Here is a 17,854-nt window from a genome sequence, read left to right as displayed (position 1 = left end):
CTAACGTTCCTCGAGCAAGTAAATAGGTAAAATAATCTGGAAAATAGCGCCACCCTCTTCGGCATTGGCAACGTTAATTTGGCCTTGCATGGATTCGATAATACGTTGTGAAATCGATAAGCCTAGCCCCAGTCCGTGCCGTTCGTTGGTGGTAAAGTAGGGTTCGAAGATTTTCTCCATTTGGCTTTCACGTACACCCGGGCCTGAATCTTGGATACTGATGCAAAACTTATCCTCACTGGTCACGCGGATAATCAATTGGCGTTTAACCGATTGTTGCATAGCGACAATGGCGTTGCTCATAATGTTGACAAACACTTGTTGTAATCTAACCTTATCGCCCCAAACCTGATAGTTGCCGTTGGGTAATTGCACATCGAGTTCAACACCCTGTTTATCAATTGCAGGTTGAACTATGGTCAGGGCTTGCTTGATACAGCGGCCAATATCGGTTGCGCTATCAGCGCCTTGGCTCTTGCGGGTAAAGCTTTTAAATTGCCCAACAATATCGGCTAATCTGTCGGTAAGTTCAATAATAATCTTGATATTATCCAGTGCCTTATCTTGCATATCACGGGCGAGAAAAGTTTGGGTATTTTGGGCATAGCTGCGAAGTGCCGCGAGTGGTTGATTGAGTTCATGGTTAATACTGGCGGATAAACTTCCGATCACTGTCAGTTTTGCCGCTTGGATCAGTTCATCTTGAGTATCTTTGAGCTGATTGTTAGCCTGTTGTAAGTCCTGAGTACGTTCTTCAACTCGCTGTTCTAACAGGCTTTGTGCTAGTTGCATTCGGTGTAGATTGCGACGGCGCTCGGCGTTAAATAGGATGCTGAGTGCCAGCAAAAGATAAATACTGGCTGACAGTAACATCAGCGCGGGCAAAGAGGTCAGTAAAGGTTTGATTGGCGCTAAGATGTGTACTCGCCAGCCTGCCTTAGCCATTGATTGGTGGATGTCCATGTATTGTTCATGGTCTGTACCCGTTTGCAGTTGGTAGAGCATAGCTTGACTACCACTTTCATAGGGCGGCTTCATCAACAACTCTCCTATGGGACGTTCTGCATAGCGTTTAGAGGCATTAAGGGCATATTGCTTGGCTTGGGTAAGCGGGGTTAATGACTTTAACCGCCATTCATCGATACTGGAAATAAAGACGATATCTTCAGGATCACTGATAAGGAACTGATACTGCCCCGCAATTGCGATACTGGTACTTTGTTGCTCTATGTCGGCAATGTTAACTTTGACTATGATGGCCCCAAGTATGCCTTTACCACCTTGTTGATAAATAGGGTAAGAGAAATAAAATCCGCGCTTATCTGAGCTGGTACCCACTGCGTAATAACGGCCTAGATTGCCCGAGATAGCATCTGTGTAATAGGGTCTAAAGGAGTAGTCCTTGCCAATAAAGGAAAAACTTTGTTGCCAGTTACTGGCGGCAATGGCGATACCTAAGGCATCAATCAGATAGATATCGGATGCTTCGGTGACATGCTGAATTTCTTCGAGATATAAATTAAGCTCTTGGACTTTATCAGGATTCTGCTGGTCGTTCAGGACATTGGCGAGCATTGGGTTAGTCGAGAGCACGTGGGGAATACTTTCGTAGCGCGATAGTGCACCATCGAGAAAACTGACTAATTCCTTTAGTTGTTTCTCCGATTGCTTTTGGATCTCGATTTTACCTTGATGCAAATGCACCCAGTAGGTCAGTTTGAGGGTTGCAAATAGGCCTGCAAGTAACACAACGGTCAGAAAGAGGCGTTTCTTGGCCTTAGGCGTCATGGGCAACATGGTGGTTATCCTGATAAAGCAACGGGATCAATAACTGATACTGCGCATAATAAAACAAAGCGAGCCTGACTAGGCTCGCTTAAAATCTATCTGTAATCAAGGGGTAATCTCACAACCTTGAATTGCAGACTAATATCCACGCATCGAATCCAACCATTCAGGTAAGAAGAGTGAAATCTGTGGTACGTAAGTAATCAGGGCTAAGAAGGCTAGCATCACGAGTAACCAAGGCAGAACCGACTGAATCACCCAACCAATACTGCGCCCCGTGATCCCCGCGGTGACAAAGAGATTGAGTCCCACCGGCGGCGTTAGCATACCGATCTCCATGTTCACGACCATGATGATACCTAAGTGGATAGGATCTATGCCTAATTGCGTTGCAATAGGGAACAGAATTGGCGCCATAATGAGTACAATCGCCGATGGCTCCATAAAGTTACCGGCAGCAAGCAACAGTAAGTTAACGATGATCAGGAATCCCCAGGCGGGTAAACCCATGCTAACAATATACTCAGCAATAATGTGAGGGATACGTTCTGTGGTTAATACATGCGCAAATAGCATAGCGTTAGCTATGATAAACAGCAGCATGATACTGACCTTAGCACCATCGCGCACAACATGACGTATGTCTTTGTCGATAGGCGTTTTAATCAGTCCTAAGAACATATGACCTAAGTTACGCGCAGTTGCTTTGGCTAAGTTTTCACCTTGATTACGCCATGCCACGTCTTTTAATGGTCCGATATCACGGTAGCCAAATACCGCAATAAGGTAAGCATATACACAAGCCACAGCTGATGCTTCGGTTGGGCTAGCGACGCCACCATAGATAGAGCCTAATACGATAAAGATGAGTGCTAATCCACCCATTGCCTTGGCACTTGAAATCCCCAGTTGTTTAACGCCAGGAAAAGGACGTGAGGGCAAGTTTTTAAAGCGGGCAACGATATAAATGACGATCATCAATATAAATCCCATCATTAAACCTGGGATTAAGCCTGCCATAAACATTTTTGCAGCCGACACTTCAGTTGCTGCGGCATACACTAACATGACGATTGAAGGTGGGATCAAAATCCCGAGAGTGCCAGAGGTCGTGATCACGCCTGCAGCAAATTTTTCGGGATAACCTGCTTTTACCATGCCGACTATGACGATAGAACCAATTGCCGCAACAGTCGCAGGAGATGATCCAGAAACCGCAGCAAACAGCATACACGCCATAACGGATGCCATTGCTAATCCACCACGGACATGTCCAATACTGTCCATGGCAAAATCGATAATCCGTCTAGCGACACCACCCGTTGATAGGAAGGCGGATGACAGAATAAAGAAGGGGATAGCGAGTAAAGTGTAATGCTCTGATGAAGACTCATACAGCTTGAGTGCAACTGAAGCTAAGGAGTCATTCGAGAACAATAAAATCGTCAGCATGCTGGAAAAACCTAATGCGATAGCGATAGGCATACCGAGAAACATACATACGAATAGGGCGGTAAATAGGGTTGCAATAGCCATTATTTAGCCTCCTTTTGGTCAGAGACTGGATCTACTTTAGCGTTTTTAGCGCTCTCATCGATTAAATGCATACTTTCTTTCGCTTCATCGGCAAATTGGAAGCCTGAGACTTGGTCACGCAGAATGGCGATAAAGAGTTCGACGAAACGCCAAGTCAACATAAAAAAGCCAATGATTAAAATACTTTGAGATAACCAAATCGGTATTGCGCCATCTTCAATATCTATTTTTAAAGTGTTCCAAGCAAAATCTGGATCGAGGCTTTTTAATATAAATTGTGGGAAATGAATGTCTTCCATAGGCAAACCGATTTGATACATCTGGCTTAAGTAATCCCAACTGCCTTTTAAAAAGAGTCCGCAATAGACGATACAAACAAAGGCGGTAATAAGAGATACTATCTTTTTAGCCTTTGGCGCTAAATTTTTAACAAACGCATCGACACCAATATGGGCACCGACTTTAACCCCATAGGACATACCAAATAACACAAACCAACCGCAAAAGGTTAATGTAAGTTCTTGGATCCAAAGAAAACCCGTGTTGAAGAAGAAGCGAGCGACGACTTCTGAAAACACTAACAGCGTCATCAGAGTGATCAATAAATTGAGCACACCTTCTTCAATATAACCAAATATTCGCGATATCACAGCCATAATCCCCTCGCTGAAATGGCCGCTTAAGCTCGGTTGAGCTTAAGCGGCTATCATCATCATCATCATTATTATTTATTTGCAGCTACAGCAGCATCAATCACATCTTTACCGATTTGATCTTCAAACTTAGCCCAAACAGGTTTCATTACCTCAACCCATTTTTGACGTTCAGCAGGAGACAGAGTTACTAACTGTGAACGTTTAGAATCAAGGATTAACTGTTTGTCTTCATTGTCTTTTTCAGCGGCAATCTTGTTACCTAATGCGATAGATTCGTCTAAAGCTTCTTTGATGATCTTACGTTTGTCAGCAGGTAGACCTTTCCAGAAAGTGTCAGAGGTCACGACCATATAGTCGAGAACACCGTGATTACTTTCAGTGATTTGGCTTTGCACTTCATAGAACTTTTGTGAATAAGTATTTGACCAAGTGTTTTCTTGACCATCGATAGCGCGGGTTTGAAGTAGGGTAAATACTTCAGAGAAAGGTTTTTTCACAGGGATTGCACCAACAGCATCAAACTGGGCTGCTAGAACATCAGATGCCATAACGCGGAATTTCAAGCCTTTTGCATCAGCAGGATTTTTAAGTGGTGTGTTAGATGAGAACTGTTTCATACCATTGTGTAAATAACCCAGACCGACAATTCCTTTACGGCTCATGGAGTTCAGTAATGTTTGACCAGCTTCACCTTGTTGGAAACGGTTCACGGCATCCATATCATTGAATAGGAAAGGTAAATCGAATATTTGTAGACGTTTAGTGTAACGCTCAAACTTTGAGAGTGAAGGCGCGACAAATTGTACGTCGTTTAACAGCAGTGCCGCTAGTTCGTTGTTATCCCCAAATAACTGTGAGCTAGGAAATACACTGACTTTGTATTCACCTGGTAAACGTTGTTCAACGAGTTCTTTAAATTTAAGTGCCATTTGGCCTTTAGGTGTGTTTTCTGCCACAACGTGCGAAAACTTAATTTCAATCGGTTCTGCAAATACGTTAAAACTGGTCGCAAATACGGAGGCAACAGCGAGCATTTTGACTAAGGTTTTGAGTGGACGGGTCAATCCAGTTTGTTGATTCAATATCATCTTGAGTTCCTTTTTCTGTTGTTAGGATTTGTCCTCAGTCTTGGTTAGTTTGTTACCAAGTTTGAGTAGGAATACAGCCTTGATTTCCCTGAGGTCTGTCTTACTAAAGGCAAATACCACGCCAACTTACACTGGCTTCTGTAAGTGTTTGGTTACTAAAGTGTAGTTCATTTGATGTTTGTCACACTTTTAGTTTGGTGGGTGAGATCTCGCTCACAGTGATTTTGTGTTTGGGTGGAAACCCACCCATAGTGAAGAGCGGCCCCAAATTGACGGCTCTTGTCGTTGCAGATAAATTAAACAAACTTAGTTATTTTGAGATCAAAAAAAGCCGTAAAAGTATGCGATATAACGACAAATATTGTGGTGGGTTGCTTTAGGAGAAGAAGTGTAGGTGAGATGTGAAGTCTATGGAGGTTAAGTCGATAGCTATCGTAGTCAATCAAGACACAATTCATTTGATGCTGTTAGTCATCCTCTAAAAGAATACGTTTAAGGATAGCATCGCTAGGTAACAAGGCTAAATGGCCTTGTTCATCAAAGTACCAACCGGTAATAAAGCCTTTTTGGCGCATGCTGACGAGATTATGCATGACTTCCCGCGCTTCTTTTAGAGCTGTTTGCTCATCGCAGGCGTGGGTATGCTTTAAATAAGTGGCGATATTGGCAAGAGAAGCGGATTGACTGACGCTGGCCATAATGTAGATCTCCAAAAATGCTAAAGCAGAATGAAATCAGGCTGAGTGTCGATAGTGCTTAGTATTTAACGAAATATAAAATGCCGAACAGTACAATTTATCACTCGCTGATTGAGATCAAGCATAGTTGAGTGAGCACGTGGGTAAAGTTTATTGGGGGAGAAATATGGTGGTCGCTACTGGGCTCGAACCAGTGACCCCCTCCTTGTAAGGGAGGTGCTCTCCCAGCTGAGCTAAGCGACCTGGGATATAACGTGTGTGTTGCAGAATATGGTGGTCGCTACTGGGCTCGAACCAGTGACCCCCTCCTTGTAAGGGAGGTGCTCTCCCAGCTGAGCTAAGCGACCTGGGATATAACATGTGTATTGCAGAATGTGGTGGTCGCTACTGGGCTCGAACCAGTGACCCCCTCCTTGTAAGGGAGGTGCTCTCCCAGCTGAGCTAAGCGACCTGGGCATTCTTAAACTACACAATTTTTAAGTCATTTTTCACTAAAGAATGGTGGTCGCTACTGGGCTCGAACCAGTGACCCCCTCCTTGTAAGGGAGGTGCTCTCCCAGCTGAGCTAAGCGACCTGGGAATGACTTTTACACATTAATACATTAAGTTATATGGTGGTCGCTACTGGGCTCGAACCAGTGACCCCCTCCTTGTAAGGGAGGTGCTCTCCCAGCTGAGCTAAGCGACCTGGGATATAACATTTTGTATGCCATAATTTCTTTGTAGAAAATATGGTGGTCGATACTGGGCTCGAACCAGTGACCCCCTCCTTGTAAGGGAGGTGCTCTCCCAGCTGAGCTAATCGACCTCGCTGTGTGGAGCCGTATTATAGGGAGGTTCGATCTAGTGTCAACGCTTTTTAGTGAAAAAAGCATTGGTCGCGCTATTTTTGTCCACATTGGCTTAATGCTAATCACGCCGCCGATCAAAGTGTTATTTAATTCGCCAGTCAATGGTACGTAATTTGGACGCTCGCGATTAAATACGAGTTGAACTCATCCCATTCACCGGATTTTTTTGTGGTAAAAGTGCTGAGGAAGTGAGTGATTTATAAAAATTAGCGCACTACGCACTAATAGTATGAGTGCATTGATAGTGTATAGATGCGCGTGTTCGATGGCGCAGATATTTATAATCGAAGGAATATAGGTGTAGAGATTTAGGGGTTGGAATATAAAGCCTGAAAAATCATCTCAAGTGTTAGCATTCATCAATGGTGGCGATAGCAATAGTGCCACCTTTATATATCGCTTTATATTGGCTTCCCTATAAAAGGGAGGGATTCGCGACACGATTTAACCAGATAAGTGATACTGTGAAGCTTGTCCCATTTGCAGCGCCTGCTTTGACTGTTAGAATAAGCCCACTTTTTTTATCGTGATTGTCTTTATCTAGACGACTTTATATAGGTTAGTGTCCCATTATGACAACTAAGACGCGTTTTGCCCCTAGTCCTACCGGTTTCTTGCATGTTGGTGGTGCCCGTACTGCACTTTATTCTTGGTTACAAGCCCGTGCAAATAACGGTGAGTTTGTATTACGTATTGAAGACACTGATATTGAGCGTTCGACTCAAGCCGCTTGCGATGCGATTTTAGAAGGCATGAACTGGCTAGGTTTGACATGGGACGAGGGCCCATATTACCAAACTAAGCGTTTTGACCGTTATAACGAAATCATTGCTCAAATGTTAGAAAAGGGCACAGCGTATAAATGTTACTGTTCACGTGAGCGAATCGATGCCTTAAGAGAATCACAGGCCGCTAACGGTGAAGCACAAAAGTATGATGGTTGCTGTCGCGACTTACCCGCTCGCGAGACTGATGAACCATTTGTGGTGCGTTTTAAAAATCCAATCGGTGGTTCAGTGGTATTTGATGACCATGTTCGTGGTCGGATTGAATTTTCTAACGAGGCATTAGATGACTTGATCATCGCCCGTACCGACGGCGTGCCAACCTATAACTTCTGTGTGGTGGTTGACGATTGGGATATGGGGATCACTTGTGTGGTGCGTGGTGAAGATCATATCAACAATACCCCGCGTCAAATCAACATTCTTAAAGCATTAGGGGCGCCGATCCCAGAATATGCACACGTATCTATGATTCTAGGTGATGACGGCGCTAAGTTGTCTAAGCGCCATGGCGCTGTTAGCGTAATGCAGTACCGTGACGATGGCTATTTACCAGAAGCACTGCTGAACTATTTAGTGCGTTTAGGTTGGTCACATGGCGACCAAGAGATTTTTTCATTAGAAGAAATGAAGCAATTCTTTAAGTTGAGTGACATCAACAAAGCCGCTTCTGCTTTTAATACCGATAAACTGGTGTGGTTGAACCAACACTATATAAAGAGCCTAGATCCAGAATATGTGGCAACACACTTACAATGGCACATGGACGATCAAAAAATTGATCTGTCAAATGGCCCTGCATTAGCTGAAGTGGTCACTGCATTAGCTGAGCGCGCTAAGACTCTAAAAGAGTTAGCCGCATCTAGCCGCTATTTCTATGAAGATTTTGCTGAGTTTGATGAAGCACAGGCGAAAAAGCATTTACGCGGTGTTGCGTTAGAGCCATTGCAACTGGTGCAACAGAAATTATCGGCATTAACTGAGTGGACAGCTGAAGCTATTCATCAGGCAATTGAAGATACTGCGACTGAATTAGATGTGGGTATGGGTAAGGTCGGTATGCCTTTACGTGTTGCAGTAACAGGGGCAGGGCAGTCTCCAGGCTTAGATATCACACTATTTTTAATTGGAAGAAGCCGTTCTGAGCAAAGAATATCCAAAGCGATTGAATTTGTAGCAGATAGAATAAATTCCTAAAAAAACGAGTTGACACTTTTAGGTGCGCTGCATAGAATGCGCCACGCAGTTGAGACACAGTCGAGCAAATGCTTGCGGTGCACTTAAATGTAGTTCGATAGGTTTGGGGTTATAGCTCAGCTGGGAGAGCGCTTGCATGGCATGCAAGAGGTCCACGGTTCGATCCCGTGTAGCTCCACCAAACTTACCGTAGATGTTAAACGGGAACCTTTTCTAGTGAAAAGTTCAAATTAATATGTCCAGGGTCCCCTTCGTCTAGAGGCCTAGGACACCGCCCTTTCACGGCGGTAACAGGGGTTCGAATCCCCTAGGGGATACCAAATATTGGTTCCTAGCAAATAACTAACGTGTTGTTTGGTAAGAACAAAATCTAAATTTCTGCTGATACATATACTGCTAAAGTTAGCTGTGTTGACAAAAATTTGGGGCTATAGCTCAGCTGGGAGAGCGCTTGCATGGCATGCAAGAGGTCCACGGTTCGATCCCGTGTAGCTCCACCAATTTACTGCCTTATTAAGCAGAAACGAAAGTTTAAATTAATACACCCAAGGCACACTTTGCTACCTAGAAGAGTGCCTATGATACCGTAGATGTTAAACGGGAACGTTAAGTTCAAATTAATATGTCCGGGTCCCCTTCGTCTAGAGGCCTAGGACACCGCCCTTTCACGGCGGTAACAGGGGTTCGAATCCCCTAGGGGATACCACATTTTGGTTCCTAGCAAATAACTAACGTGTTGTTTGGTAAGAACAAGGCATTTGCTTCCTAGCCTACTGAAGCGAATGTGTTACAAAGCTCGGTTACGAGTTAAAACATAAGTCCGGGTCCCCTTCGTCTAGAGGCCTAGGACACCGCCCTTTCACGGCGGTAACAGGGGTTCGAATCCCCTAGGGGATACCATCTATATTTTATAGAGAGTGGTTCCTAGCAAATAACTAACGAGTTGTTTGGTAAGAACAAGGCATTTGCTTCCTAGCCTACTGAAGTGAATGTGTTACAAAACTCGGTTACGAGTTAAATCATAAGTCCGGGTCCCCTTCGTCTAGAGGCCTAGGACACCGCCCTTTCACGGCGGTAACAGGGGTTCGAATCCCCTAGGGGATACCACATTTTGGTTCCTAGCAAATAACTAACGAGTTTTTTGGTAAGAACAAGGCATTTGCTTCCTAGCCTACTGAAGTGAATGTGTTACAAAGCTCGGTTACGAGTTAAATCATAAGTCCGGGTCCCCTTCGTCTAGAGGCCTAGGACACCGCCCTTTCACGGCGGTAACAGGGGTTCGAATCCCCTAGGGGATACCAATTTTAATCAAGGTTTATCGAAACTTTGATTAAAGACAATAAACCACCTCAAGGTGGTTTTTTTGTGTCTAAATTTTGAGTATTAAATTGAGATCTCCCCGATTCATTTACGAGTCATACGCCGAAGCCGAATTTACCCACCAATTCAAACCACCTAAATAAATGATGCTTCGAGAGGCTTACTTCGTGTGGTGAAGTCATTCTGTTCAATCGTGTGATAAGAATTATTTAAGTGTTTTCCTGCTTAACCTTGCGCTAACCCATGGCTAAAACTTACCTTTCGGATTATTCAGTGTGTTGGCACTTTGAATGCTGCCACTTTCAATACTGATAAGTTGAATCGTTAATTGCGATTTATCTCATGCTTCCAATCGCTAAACGAGCGCAATTTGAAGTGAGCCGTTCTCACGGTCGCCATTGTAATAGCTGAATAGTGTATCGTTGCGGTGAATATGCGGGCGAGTGTAAGAGTGAAGCTATGTGGGAAGAGGGCAGAATTAGGTGGAAACTTATTTGAGATAAAAAAGGCGACACTCACTGCTGAGTGTCGACTTTCGTCATCTCACCTTTGGCTTAGTCTACACCTAAGAATCCACCGGTTTGGTGGGCCCATAATTGAGCATAAATACCGCCTGCGGCGATGAGTTCATGGTGCGTGCCTTGCTCAACGACTCGGCCTTGATCTAATACAATTAACCTGTCCATCGCGGCAATAGTCGAAAGTCGATGGGCAATCGCGATCACTGTCTTGCCTTGCATTAATTCATACAAACTTTCTTGAATAGCAGCTTCGACTTCGGAATCTAGTGCAGATGTGGCTTCATCAAGCAGTAAAATGGGCGCATTTTTCAATAAAACCCGCGCGATGGCGATACGCTGTCTTTGGCCACCAGAGAGTTTTACGCCGCGTTCACCCACTTGGGCATCTAAGCCATGATTACCGTTAGGATCACTGAGTTCCTGAATAAAGTCATAGGCTTGAGCTTGTTTAATCGCGCGATCAAGTTGCTCTTCACTGGCACTGGGATTGCCGTAAAGAATATTCTCGCGGATGGTGCGGTGCAAGAGGGAGGTATCTTGGGTCACCATGCCAATTTGCGAACGCAGTGAATCTTGCATAACCATCTTGATGTCTTGATCATCGATATTAATCTGACCTTTTTCAACATCGTAGAATCGCATTAGTAGATTCACTAGGGTCGATTTACCCGCGCCAGAACGCCCCACTAAGCCAACTTTTTCACCTGCTTTAATATTCAAATTCAGATCTTCAATCACGGCAGTCTGCTCACCGTAATGGAAACACACTTGGTTGAAATCAATCTTGCCATGATTGACGACCAGCGCCTTGGCGTTTGGCTCATCTTGGATGATCGTTGTTTTCGATAAGGTGTTCATTCCATCGGTAACCGTGCCGATATTTTCGAATAACGAACTGATTTCCCACATTATCCACTGTGACATGCCGTTTAAGCGCAGTGCTAAACTGACCGCAATGGCGATGGCGCCGACCGTGATTGCGCTATCGGTCCATAGGGCTATCGATACTGCTGCAATACTAAAGGCCAACAGATAGTTGATGATTTGCACACTGACGCTGATGCCCGTCACTAAGCGCATTTGGCGATAAACCGTGTCTAAAAATATCCGCATACTGGATTTGGCGTATTCGGCTTCTTTCTGTGTGTGGGCGAATAGCTTCACTGTGGTGATATTGGTATAGCTGTCGACGATACGGCCTGTCATGGTGGAGCGCGCATCGGCTTGCTCGGTAGAGACACTTTTTAGTCTAGGCACAAAGTACCATTGCAGACCAACATACAGTGCAAGCCAGACGAGCATAGGTATGACTAAGCGCAGATCAGCGCTGGCAATCATCACCAGCATAGAGGTGAAATACACTAAAATGTATACCAACACATCGAGCAATTTCATCACAGTTTCGCGCACGGCTAAGGAGGTTTGCATCACTTTCGTGGCGATTCTGCCAGCAAAATCATCTTGATAAAACGATACACTTTGTTTTAGCAAATAACGGTGTGCAAGCCAGCGGATCGACATAGGATAATTGCCGAGCAAGGTTTGATGCATGATAAGCGCATGCAGTAATACCAATATTGGCATCACAATTATCACCATACCTCCCATCAGCATTAAGGTCGTGCCTTCGTCTTGGAATAAGGTTTCGGGATTTTTTTTCACCAGCCAATCCACTAATTGGCCCATGAATCCGAACAGTGACACTTCAAGCATGGCCAGCATGGCGGTCAGCACTGACATTAAGATCAGCGGCAGTTCGTAGCCCTTAGTGTAGTGGCGACAAAAAGCATAAACCCCAGTGGGTGGTTTAGTCGGTTCATCATCGGGGAGGGCTTCAACCCAAGATTCAAATCGTTTAAACATGAATTAACTCTATGGTGAGATAAAAAATAGTCGCGTATAGCATATAGGATTTCATTCCCTAAAAGCATTGAAATGATTGAGTTCCGTTTTCCGCTAGTGCTACATGCTAGTTTTACGTAAAGTAATGAACAAGAAATTAATTGTGAGCGAATATTGTCGGGCGTGATGAAAAATGAGTACAGATAGAGCGTCTGAGAGTGCGATTAAGCGTGATGAAATAGACTCAGTGCATTCACTGGAGTCCAGTGCGGGGCAACTTTCTGCGTCTATTTGCCGTGAGGCGAGGATGAGCCGCGATCCGCGTTTTGATGGTAAGTTTTTTGTGGGCGTATTAACGACGGGCATTTATTGCCGTACCGTGTGTCCCGCCGTCGCGCCAAAAGAGCAGAATGTGCGTTATTTTGGTTCGGCCGTGAAAGCCGCACAGGCTGGATTACGCCCGTGTTTGCGTTGTCGGCCCGACAGTGCGCCAGGTTCAAATCCGTGGAAAGGCACTGGCACAACGTTGGCGAGGGCCATTAGTTTAATTGAAGCGGGCGCATTAGCGGGGAAATCATCGGGAGAGCCAGCCTCGACTGTGACACAATTGGCTGACAGATTAGGGATAAGCAGTCGTTATCTCAATAAGCTCTTTACCGAAGGTTTTGGCACTTCGCCTAAACAATATGCCTTATACCGGCAGTTACTGTTTGCAAAACAACTGCTACATCAAACCCAATTACCTATCACCCAAGTCGCGTTGGCGGCGGGTTTTAACAGTATTCGCCGTTTCAATGAGGCATTTAAGCAAACCTTACAATTGACGCCAACGCAATTAAGAAAGACCGCTTTAACTAAGGCGGCAAAGGAGCAGGATATTGATTCATCAACAGGATTCGGTGAAATTGATACTTTGGGTGAATTTGTGCCGCACTATGGATTAACCCTATATCAATACTATCGACCCCCATTGGATTGGGCATCGCAGCTGGCATTTTATCGCTTACGTGCGGTGACGGGGATGGAATGGTTCACGCCGCAAGTCAGTCATCCACAAGCGAGCGATGCAGTTCAGATTGCAGATGAAACGAACCTTGCCGCTGAAGCCAAAGCTGATGATAACGGGCTCGAATATGGTCGCTGTTTTGCCATAGGCAAGATGCGCGGCACAGTGCAAATTATCCATGAGCCTAAGCTGAATCGCTTCAAACTTGCGATTGCTTTGACCGAAGATTCCGCCGTTGATGAGCTGCAATTGCTGGTCACTGAGGTGCGACGCATTTTAGATCTCGATGCGGATATGCAGCAGATTGAGCAAGGTTTAAGTACGCTGCCGAGTTTAGGTTTAATGCCGTTTTCGGGATTGCGCATTCCTGGCGCAGGATCTTTGTTTGAAGCGGTTTGCCGCGCGATCTTGGGTCAGCAAGTGACTGTCGTGCAGGCGACTAAGCTACTGAATATATTGGTTGAAGCCTATGGTGAGCGCTTTAGTCTCAATGGTTGCGAGTATCGTTTATTTCCTACACCTGAGGCCATTCGTGAGGCGAGTCTAACTGAGCTAAAAATGCCCGGCGCTCGTAAGTTAGCCCTCAATGCGCTCGCGGCGTTTATCTGTGATCATCCTGAGGCGAGTGTCGAGGATTGGCTCAGCGTTAAGGGCATAGGTCCTTGGACAATCGCGTATGCTAAGCTCCGCGGTTTGGGCGATCCCAATGTGTTTTTGCATACCGATTTGATTGTTAAAAAGCATTTATTGGCCTTATATATCAAGAACAATAAGTTAGATGAAACGGCAGCAGCGGCAGTGAGCTATCCCAAATTGTGCGAGCAGCTGAGTCAACAAATTGCCCCGTGGGGCAGTTACTTAACCTTTCAGCTCTGGCATCAATAACCATCAAGCCGCCTTATATTGAACTGCCAGTTTAAAAAGATGAGTTAGCAGTTCAGTTAAGTACCAAATTAAGATCAAACAAAGAGCAAACGAAGAGACAGATTATGAAACATGCAATTCGTCAATTGAGCCAAGCGCCAAGCATTGCAGAATATCAACCCTGCGCCGTGGATACGTTTGTCAGTCCTGCCGGAATATTACAGTTAAATGCCAATGCCTATGGGCTGAGCCATTTAACCGTTGTCGGCTCGGATCGCACTGAGATTACGCTTGCCAAGGCGAGTGAGGATGCCCTCAATCAAGCTAAGGCGCATATTCGCGAAACTCAGACGCAGCTTGCGAATTACTTTGCGGGTGAGCGGGTTGAATTTGATTTAAAGCTCGCGCCCAAGGGCACTGAATTTCAGCGCGACGTATGGCAAGCCTTGCTCAATTTAGATTACGGCCAGAGCTGCAGTTATGGGCAGATTGCCGAGCAAATCGGTCGGCCTAAGGCAGTGCGCGCCGTGGGCGCGGCCAATGGCGCCAATCCCATTGCGATTATTGTGCCTTGCCATAGAGTAATAGGCAAAAATGGCAAGTTAACGGGTTACGCCTACGGGCTTGCGATGAAACAGCAGTTGTTAACGCTGGAAACTGACAAGCACTGCCTCGATATTTAAGCTAGAATAGCCGCCTATTAAGATATTGGTGAGCAGTTAAACTTTCTATGACTCAGGCTTCTTCCTCTGCGGCAAGCTTTGCCCAACTCGGCATTATTGCACCTTTGCTAAATCGACTAACCGAATTAGCGTATGTTTCGCCCACACCAGTACAGGCGGCGACGATTCCCGCTGTGCTCGCTGGGCGGGATGTGTTAGCCGGCGCCAATACGGGCTCGGGTAAAACGGCAGCCTTTGCCGTGCCGCTGTTGCAGCAACTTGTTGAAGCAAAAACAGACGATAAGACAGGCGCTTATGTTCGTTGTTTGGTCTTAGTACCAACCCGTGAATTAGCCCAGCAAGTCGCAGACAGCTTTTTGTCCTATGCTTCGCATTTGAATGGCAAGCTAAAAATTGTCGCCGCGTTTGGCGGTGTGTCAGTCAATGCGCAAATGCAGAGCCTACGCGCTGGTGCTGACGTATTAGTGGCAACGCCGGGTCGTTTGTTAGATCTGTTGTCCAGCAATGCCATCAAACTTAACCGCGTTAGTGCCTTAGTGCTCGATGAAGCCGACCGCATGTTAAGCCTTGGTTTTACAGAAGAATTAGCCCAAGTACTCGATGCGTTGCCCGTCAAGAAACAAACCTTATTATTCTCAGCGACATTCCCTGAAGAAGTCCGCGAATTAACGGCAAAACTGCTGAATGATCCGCTTGAATATCAATTTCAAAGTGAACAAGAAAGCACGATTCATCAACGGGTGATTACCGTTAATCGTCCGATGAAAACCGCATTATTGGCGCATCTGATTAAAGAACATCAGTGGTCACAGGCGTTGATTTTTGTGAGTGCCAAAAATACCTGTAATCATTTAGCGCAAAAATTGTCTAAACGTGGGATCAGTGCCGAAGTGTTCCATGGCGATAAAGCCCAAGGCGCACGTACGCGAGTGCTCGATGGGTTTAAAAATGGTGAGATCAGTGTGTTAATCGCCACTGACATTGCCGCCCGTGGTATCGATATCGATAAACTGCCTGTGGTGATCAACTTTGATTTACCAAGAAGCCCAGCGGATTATATGCATCGCATTGGCCGTAGTGGCCGCGCCGGTGAAGCGGGCTTAGCTGTGACCTTGATTTCCCATGAGGATTATCACCACTTTGGCGTGATAGAGAAAAAGAACAAGCTTAAGTTAGTGCGTGAGCAAATTGTCGGTTTTGAAGCCGATGACGAAATGCCAGCCGAACTGTTAGAACAAGCTAAACCTGTCGCCAAGCCCGAAGGTTCGGGTAAAAAAAAACGTAAACAGTTACCGCCTGCCAATGCTGAATTTTGGGGTAAAAAATCTTAAGTCGTTGGAAACAAGCTATTCTTAGCTTATCTCTGGCGTTCCTTGTCATCTCACTTGTCGTAGGTAAGGTTTATGCAACACTTATTCTGGTTAGTTGAAGGTAAAGTCGCAGGGCGCAGTGGTCCCAATAAAGATCCTTGGGATTTGCAGGCGCTTAAAGAGGCCGGTATTGGTGCCATTCTATCGGTCAATGGGGGCGAAGGCTGTGAGCCTAGCACCTTTAAAAAGCTCGATTTACGTTACGAATGTATTCCCTTTTCGCGCAATGTGCCGCCCCAAGATGGGGATGTGGCGATTTGTGTCGCTCAATTGCCCAAGGCATTAGCTTTTATTCAGCAGTGTGAAGCCGATGGATTACCTGTGGTGATCCATTGCCGCTCGGGTAAGGATCGCACCAGTCTTATCATGGCCTATTACTTGATGGTCAATGGTGCAGCGCCATTACATGCGGTGAGCCAAGTTCGTAATATTCGCGATATTGCTTTTACTGCCGAAGGTTGGGATCAATTCGCCTTTGATGTCTTGTATGCATTGCAAGACTAAGCACTTGTCGGCGATTGGCATCGAACCTATTAATAAATAGGTAATAATAGTTTCATTCGTTTGACCTTAGTCATCAAAATTTTACTGTGTTAAGGTTAAGCTATCCGAAGGTTGTTTTTAGTGAGTTATTTATCTAATTATGAAAAGTAAGGCAAGTCAGTCACAGGGATTACTACTGTTTCGGTTATCACAGACTCAAGTGTTTGCCTTAGGCACGTTGAAAGTGCGTGAGCTGGTGCCGTACACACAGCTAAGCAAAATTCCCCAATCTCATCCGACGATTCTTGGCGCTTCAACGATTCGTGGCCATACGATTCCTATCATCGATATGGCGGCTGCGATTGGCTATCGGCCGATAGCCCCTGAAGAGCGCGAAAAATGCTACATCATCATCACTGACTGTCAGCGGATGATCATTGGCTTTTTAGTGCGCGGTATCGATAAGATTATTGAATGTAATTGGCGCGATATTGAGGCGCCTTCTGCCAATTTGGGCAAGAATGCTTACTTGACTGGCGTGACTCGTTTTGAGGACCAGTTAGTACAATTGCTCGATGTTGAGTTATTGCTGTCGAAAATTTTCCCGAATAACCCACAGGCAAATCGGGCAATCTTGACCGATGTGCAGCGTGAGAAACTCAAACCCATGAATATCCTGTTAGTGGATGATTCTAAGGTGGCACGTAAGCAGTTATCCGACGCCCTTGATATGATCAACATCCCTTATCGAGTGACCGCCGACGGTAAAGAAGCCTTAGTCATGATGGAACAAGCGGCACTAGAGCATCATCCCATAGATATTCTGGTGAGTGATATCGAGATGCCGGGACTAGATGGTTACGAACTGGCATTTGAGGTGCGTGATAATCCACTGACTGCCAAGGCCTACATCATTTTACACACGTCTTTATCCAGCGAAATAAGCGTGAGTCAGGCCCACCAAGTGGGGGCAAATGAAGCGCTGACTAAGTTCGATGCCCACGAGTTGATTGATGCCATGTTGCGTGGTGCCGATTTAGCCATGAAGCAGCGCCAATAAGGCGCTTGTTAGTTTTTTGTATGCTTTTTGCGGGACAAGGGTAATTTAGTTAGCTTATTTCCCCGCAAAACTAGACAAGTCTAGTTACATCCTATAAAAACCTTAT

At 45.4% G+C, this 17,854-nt stretch carries 12 protein-coding genes and 13 tRNA genes; 13 read left to right on the top strand and 12 right to left on the bottom strand.

Features of this window, described 5'->3' with window-relative positions:
• The 11 genes from L5M37_RS11880 to L5M37_RS11830 all read right to left on the bottom strand — a co-directional run bounded on the left by L5M37_RS11880 (position 1) and on the right by L5M37_RS11830 (position 6,574).
• On the bottom strand, positions 1–1,797 hold the full coding sequence (locus L5M37_RS11880) for an ATP-binding protein (protein WP_263178000.1): 1,797 nt from the start codon (positions 1,795–1,797) through the stop codon (positions 1–3).
• Between the two features lie 129 nt (positions 1,798–1,926).
• On the bottom strand, positions 1,927–3,324 hold the full coding sequence (locus L5M37_RS11875; protein WP_028761090.1) for a TRAP transporter large permease: 1,398 nt from the start codon (positions 3,322–3,324) through the stop codon (positions 1,927–1,929).
• On the bottom strand, positions 3,324–3,980 hold the full coding sequence (locus L5M37_RS11870; RefSeq protein WP_173497702.1) for a TRAP transporter small permease: 657 nt from the start codon (positions 3,978–3,980) through the stop codon (positions 3,324–3,326). The genes L5M37_RS11875 and L5M37_RS11870 overlap by 1 nt, the downstream gene beginning before the upstream one ends.
• A 68-nt stretch (positions 3,981–4,048) precedes the next feature.
• Positions 4,049–5,068: a TRAP transporter substrate-binding protein gene (locus L5M37_RS11865; protein ID WP_113941003.1), complete on the bottom strand. Its 1,020-nt coding sequence runs from the start codon at positions 5,066–5,068 to the stop codon at positions 4,049–4,051.
• Positions 5,069–5,535: 467 nt separating this feature from the next.
• Entirely contained in the window at positions 5,536–5,766 is a 231-nt protein-coding gene (locus tag L5M37_RS11860) for a hypothetical protein (protein WP_105252063.1), read from the bottom strand.
• Positions 5,767–5,933: 167 nt separating this feature from the next.
• Positions 5,934–6,009 (bottom strand) — tRNA-Val (locus tag L5M37_RS11855).
• A 28-nt stretch (positions 6,010–6,037) separates the two neighbouring features.
• Positions 6,038–6,113 (bottom strand) — tRNA-Val (locus tag L5M37_RS11850).
• Between the two features lie 28 nt (positions 6,114–6,141).
• Positions 6,142–6,217, bottom strand: a tRNA-Val gene (locus L5M37_RS11845).
• A 48-nt stretch (positions 6,218–6,265) separates the two neighbouring features.
• Positions 6,266–6,341 (bottom strand) — tRNA-Val (locus L5M37_RS11840).
• A gap of 37 nt (positions 6,342–6,378) precedes the next feature.
• Positions 6,379–6,454: transfer RNA gene (locus L5M37_RS11835), tRNA-Val, on the bottom strand.
• 44 nt (positions 6,455–6,498) lie between these two features.
• Positions 6,499–6,574, bottom strand: a tRNA-Val gene (locus L5M37_RS11830).
• A gap of 615 nt (positions 6,575–7,189) precedes the next feature.
• On the opposite strand from L5M37_RS11830, the gene gltX reads away from it, so the two are divergent.
• The 8 genes from gltX to L5M37_RS11790 all read left to right on the top strand — a co-directional run bounded on the left by gltX (position 7,190) and on the right by L5M37_RS11790 (position 9,900).
• Entirely contained in the window at positions 7,190–8,599 is a 1,410-nt protein-coding gene (gene gltX, locus L5M37_RS11825; protein ID WP_168824307.1) for a glutamate--tRNA ligase, read from the top strand.
• A 105-nt stretch (positions 8,600–8,704) separates the two neighbouring features.
• Positions 8,705–8,780, top strand: a tRNA-Ala gene (locus L5M37_RS11820).
• A 63-nt stretch (positions 8,781–8,843) separates the two neighbouring features.
• A tRNA-Glu gene (locus tag L5M37_RS11815) sits at positions 8,844–8,919 on the top strand.
• Between the two features lie 104 nt (positions 8,920–9,023).
• Positions 9,024–9,099, top strand: a tRNA-Ala gene (locus L5M37_RS11810).
• A gap of 130 nt (positions 9,100–9,229) precedes the next feature.
• Positions 9,230–9,305 (top strand) — tRNA-Glu (locus L5M37_RS11805).
• A 118-nt stretch (positions 9,306–9,423) separates the two neighbouring features.
• Positions 9,424–9,499 (top strand) — tRNA-Glu (locus tag L5M37_RS11800).
• Positions 9,500–9,630: 131 nt separating this feature from the next.
• Positions 9,631–9,706: transfer RNA gene (locus L5M37_RS11795), tRNA-Glu, on the top strand.
• Positions 9,707–9,824: 118 nt separating this feature from the next.
• Positions 9,825–9,900, top strand: a tRNA-Glu gene (locus tag L5M37_RS11790).
• Between the two features lie 573 nt (positions 9,901–10,473).
• Here L5M37_RS11790 and L5M37_RS11785 read toward each other — a convergent pair.
• A complete protein-coding gene (locus L5M37_RS11785) occupies positions 10,474–12,303 on the bottom strand; it encodes an ABC transporter ATP-binding protein (protein WP_263200574.1) in 1,830 nt (609 codons plus the stop codon).
• A gap of 172 nt (positions 12,304–12,475) precedes the next feature.
• On the opposite strand from L5M37_RS11785, the gene L5M37_RS11780 reads away from it, so the two are divergent.
• The 5 genes from L5M37_RS11780 to L5M37_RS11760 all read left to right on the top strand — a co-directional run bounded on the left by L5M37_RS11780 (position 12,476) and on the right by L5M37_RS11760 (position 17,748).
• The gene (locus L5M37_RS11780) at positions 12,476–14,173 is read left to right on the top strand and encodes an Ada metal-binding domain-containing protein (RefSeq protein WP_263166651.1); all 1,698 of its coding nucleotides are present in this window, start codon (positions 12,476–12,478) and stop codon (positions 14,171–14,173) included.
• A 104-nt stretch (positions 14,174–14,277) separates the two neighbouring features.
• The gene (locus tag L5M37_RS11775; RefSeq protein ID WP_263166654.1) at positions 14,278–14,835 is read left to right on the top strand and encodes a methylated-DNA--[protein]-cysteine S-methyltransferase; all 558 of its coding nucleotides are present in this window, start codon (positions 14,278–14,280) and stop codon (positions 14,833–14,835) included.
• 47 nt (positions 14,836–14,882) lie between these two features.
• Positions 14,883–16,166, top strand: a complete 1,284-nt coding sequence (locus L5M37_RS11770; protein ID WP_263166656.1) for a DEAD/DEAH box helicase — start codon at positions 14,883–14,885, stop codon at positions 16,164–16,166.
• A 72-nt stretch (positions 16,167–16,238) separates the two neighbouring features.
• On the top strand, positions 16,239–16,709 hold the full coding sequence (locus L5M37_RS11765; RefSeq protein ID WP_263166658.1) for a dual specificity protein phosphatase family protein: 471 nt from the start codon (positions 16,239–16,241) through the stop codon (positions 16,707–16,709).
• A gap of 139 nt (positions 16,710–16,848) precedes the next feature.
• Entirely contained in the window at positions 16,849–17,748 is a 900-nt protein-coding gene (locus L5M37_RS11760; protein WP_028761082.1) for a chemotaxis protein CheV, read from the top strand.
• Positions 17,749–17,854 lie beyond the last annotated feature (106 nt).

It is taken from the genome of Shewanella sp. SM69 (genome assembly GCF_025653985.1).
In the GTDB taxonomy this organism is placed as follows: domain Bacteria; phylum Pseudomonadota; class Gammaproteobacteria; order Enterobacterales; family Shewanellaceae; genus Shewanella; species Shewanella oncorhynchi.
This window is presented reverse-complemented; position numbering and strand designations above follow the sequence as displayed.

Excerpts from the sequence above, each read along its gene's own strand:
- L5M37_RS11880 (WP_263178000.1), bottom strand. The coding sequence starts at position 1,797 with ATGTTGCCCATGACGCCTAAGGCCAAGAAACGCCTCTTTCTGACCGTT.
- L5M37_RS11875 (WP_028761090.1), bottom strand. The coding sequence starts at position 3,324 with ATGGCTATTGCAACCCTATTTACCGCCCTATTCGTATGTATGTTTCTC.
- L5M37_RS11870 (WP_173497702.1), bottom strand. The coding sequence starts at position 3,980 with ATGGCTGTGATATCGCGAATATTTGGTTATATTGAAGAAGGTGTGCTC.
- L5M37_RS11865 (WP_113941003.1), bottom strand. The coding sequence starts at position 5,068 with ATGATATTGAATCAACAAACTGGATTGACCCGTCCACTCAAAACCTTA.
- L5M37_RS11860 (WP_105252063.1), bottom strand. The coding sequence starts at position 5,766 with ATGGCCAGCGTCAGTCAATCCGCTTCTCTTGCCAATATCGCCACTTAT.
- gltX (WP_168824307.1), top strand. The coding sequence starts at position 7,190 with ATGACAACTAAGACGCGTTTTGCCCCTAGTCCTACCGGTTTCTTGCAT.
- L5M37_RS11785 (WP_263200574.1), bottom strand. The coding sequence starts at position 12,303 with ATGTTTAAACGATTTGAATCTTGGGTTGAAGCCCTCCCCGATGATGAA.
- L5M37_RS11780 (WP_263166651.1), top strand. The coding sequence starts at position 12,476 with ATGAGTACAGATAGAGCGTCTGAGAGTGCGATTAAGCGTGATGAAATA.
- L5M37_RS11775 (WP_263166654.1), top strand. The coding sequence starts at position 14,278 with ATGAAACATGCAATTCGTCAATTGAGCCAAGCGCCAAGCATTGCAGAA.
- L5M37_RS11770 (WP_263166656.1), top strand. The coding sequence starts at position 14,883 with ATGACTCAGGCTTCTTCCTCTGCGGCAAGCTTTGCCCAACTCGGCATT.
- L5M37_RS11765 (WP_263166658.1), top strand. The coding sequence starts at position 16,239 with ATGCAACACTTATTCTGGTTAGTTGAAGGTAAAGTCGCAGGGCGCAGT.
- L5M37_RS11760 (WP_028761082.1), top strand. The coding sequence starts at position 16,849 with ATGAAAAGTAAGGCAAGTCAGTCACAGGGATTACTACTGTTTCGGTTA.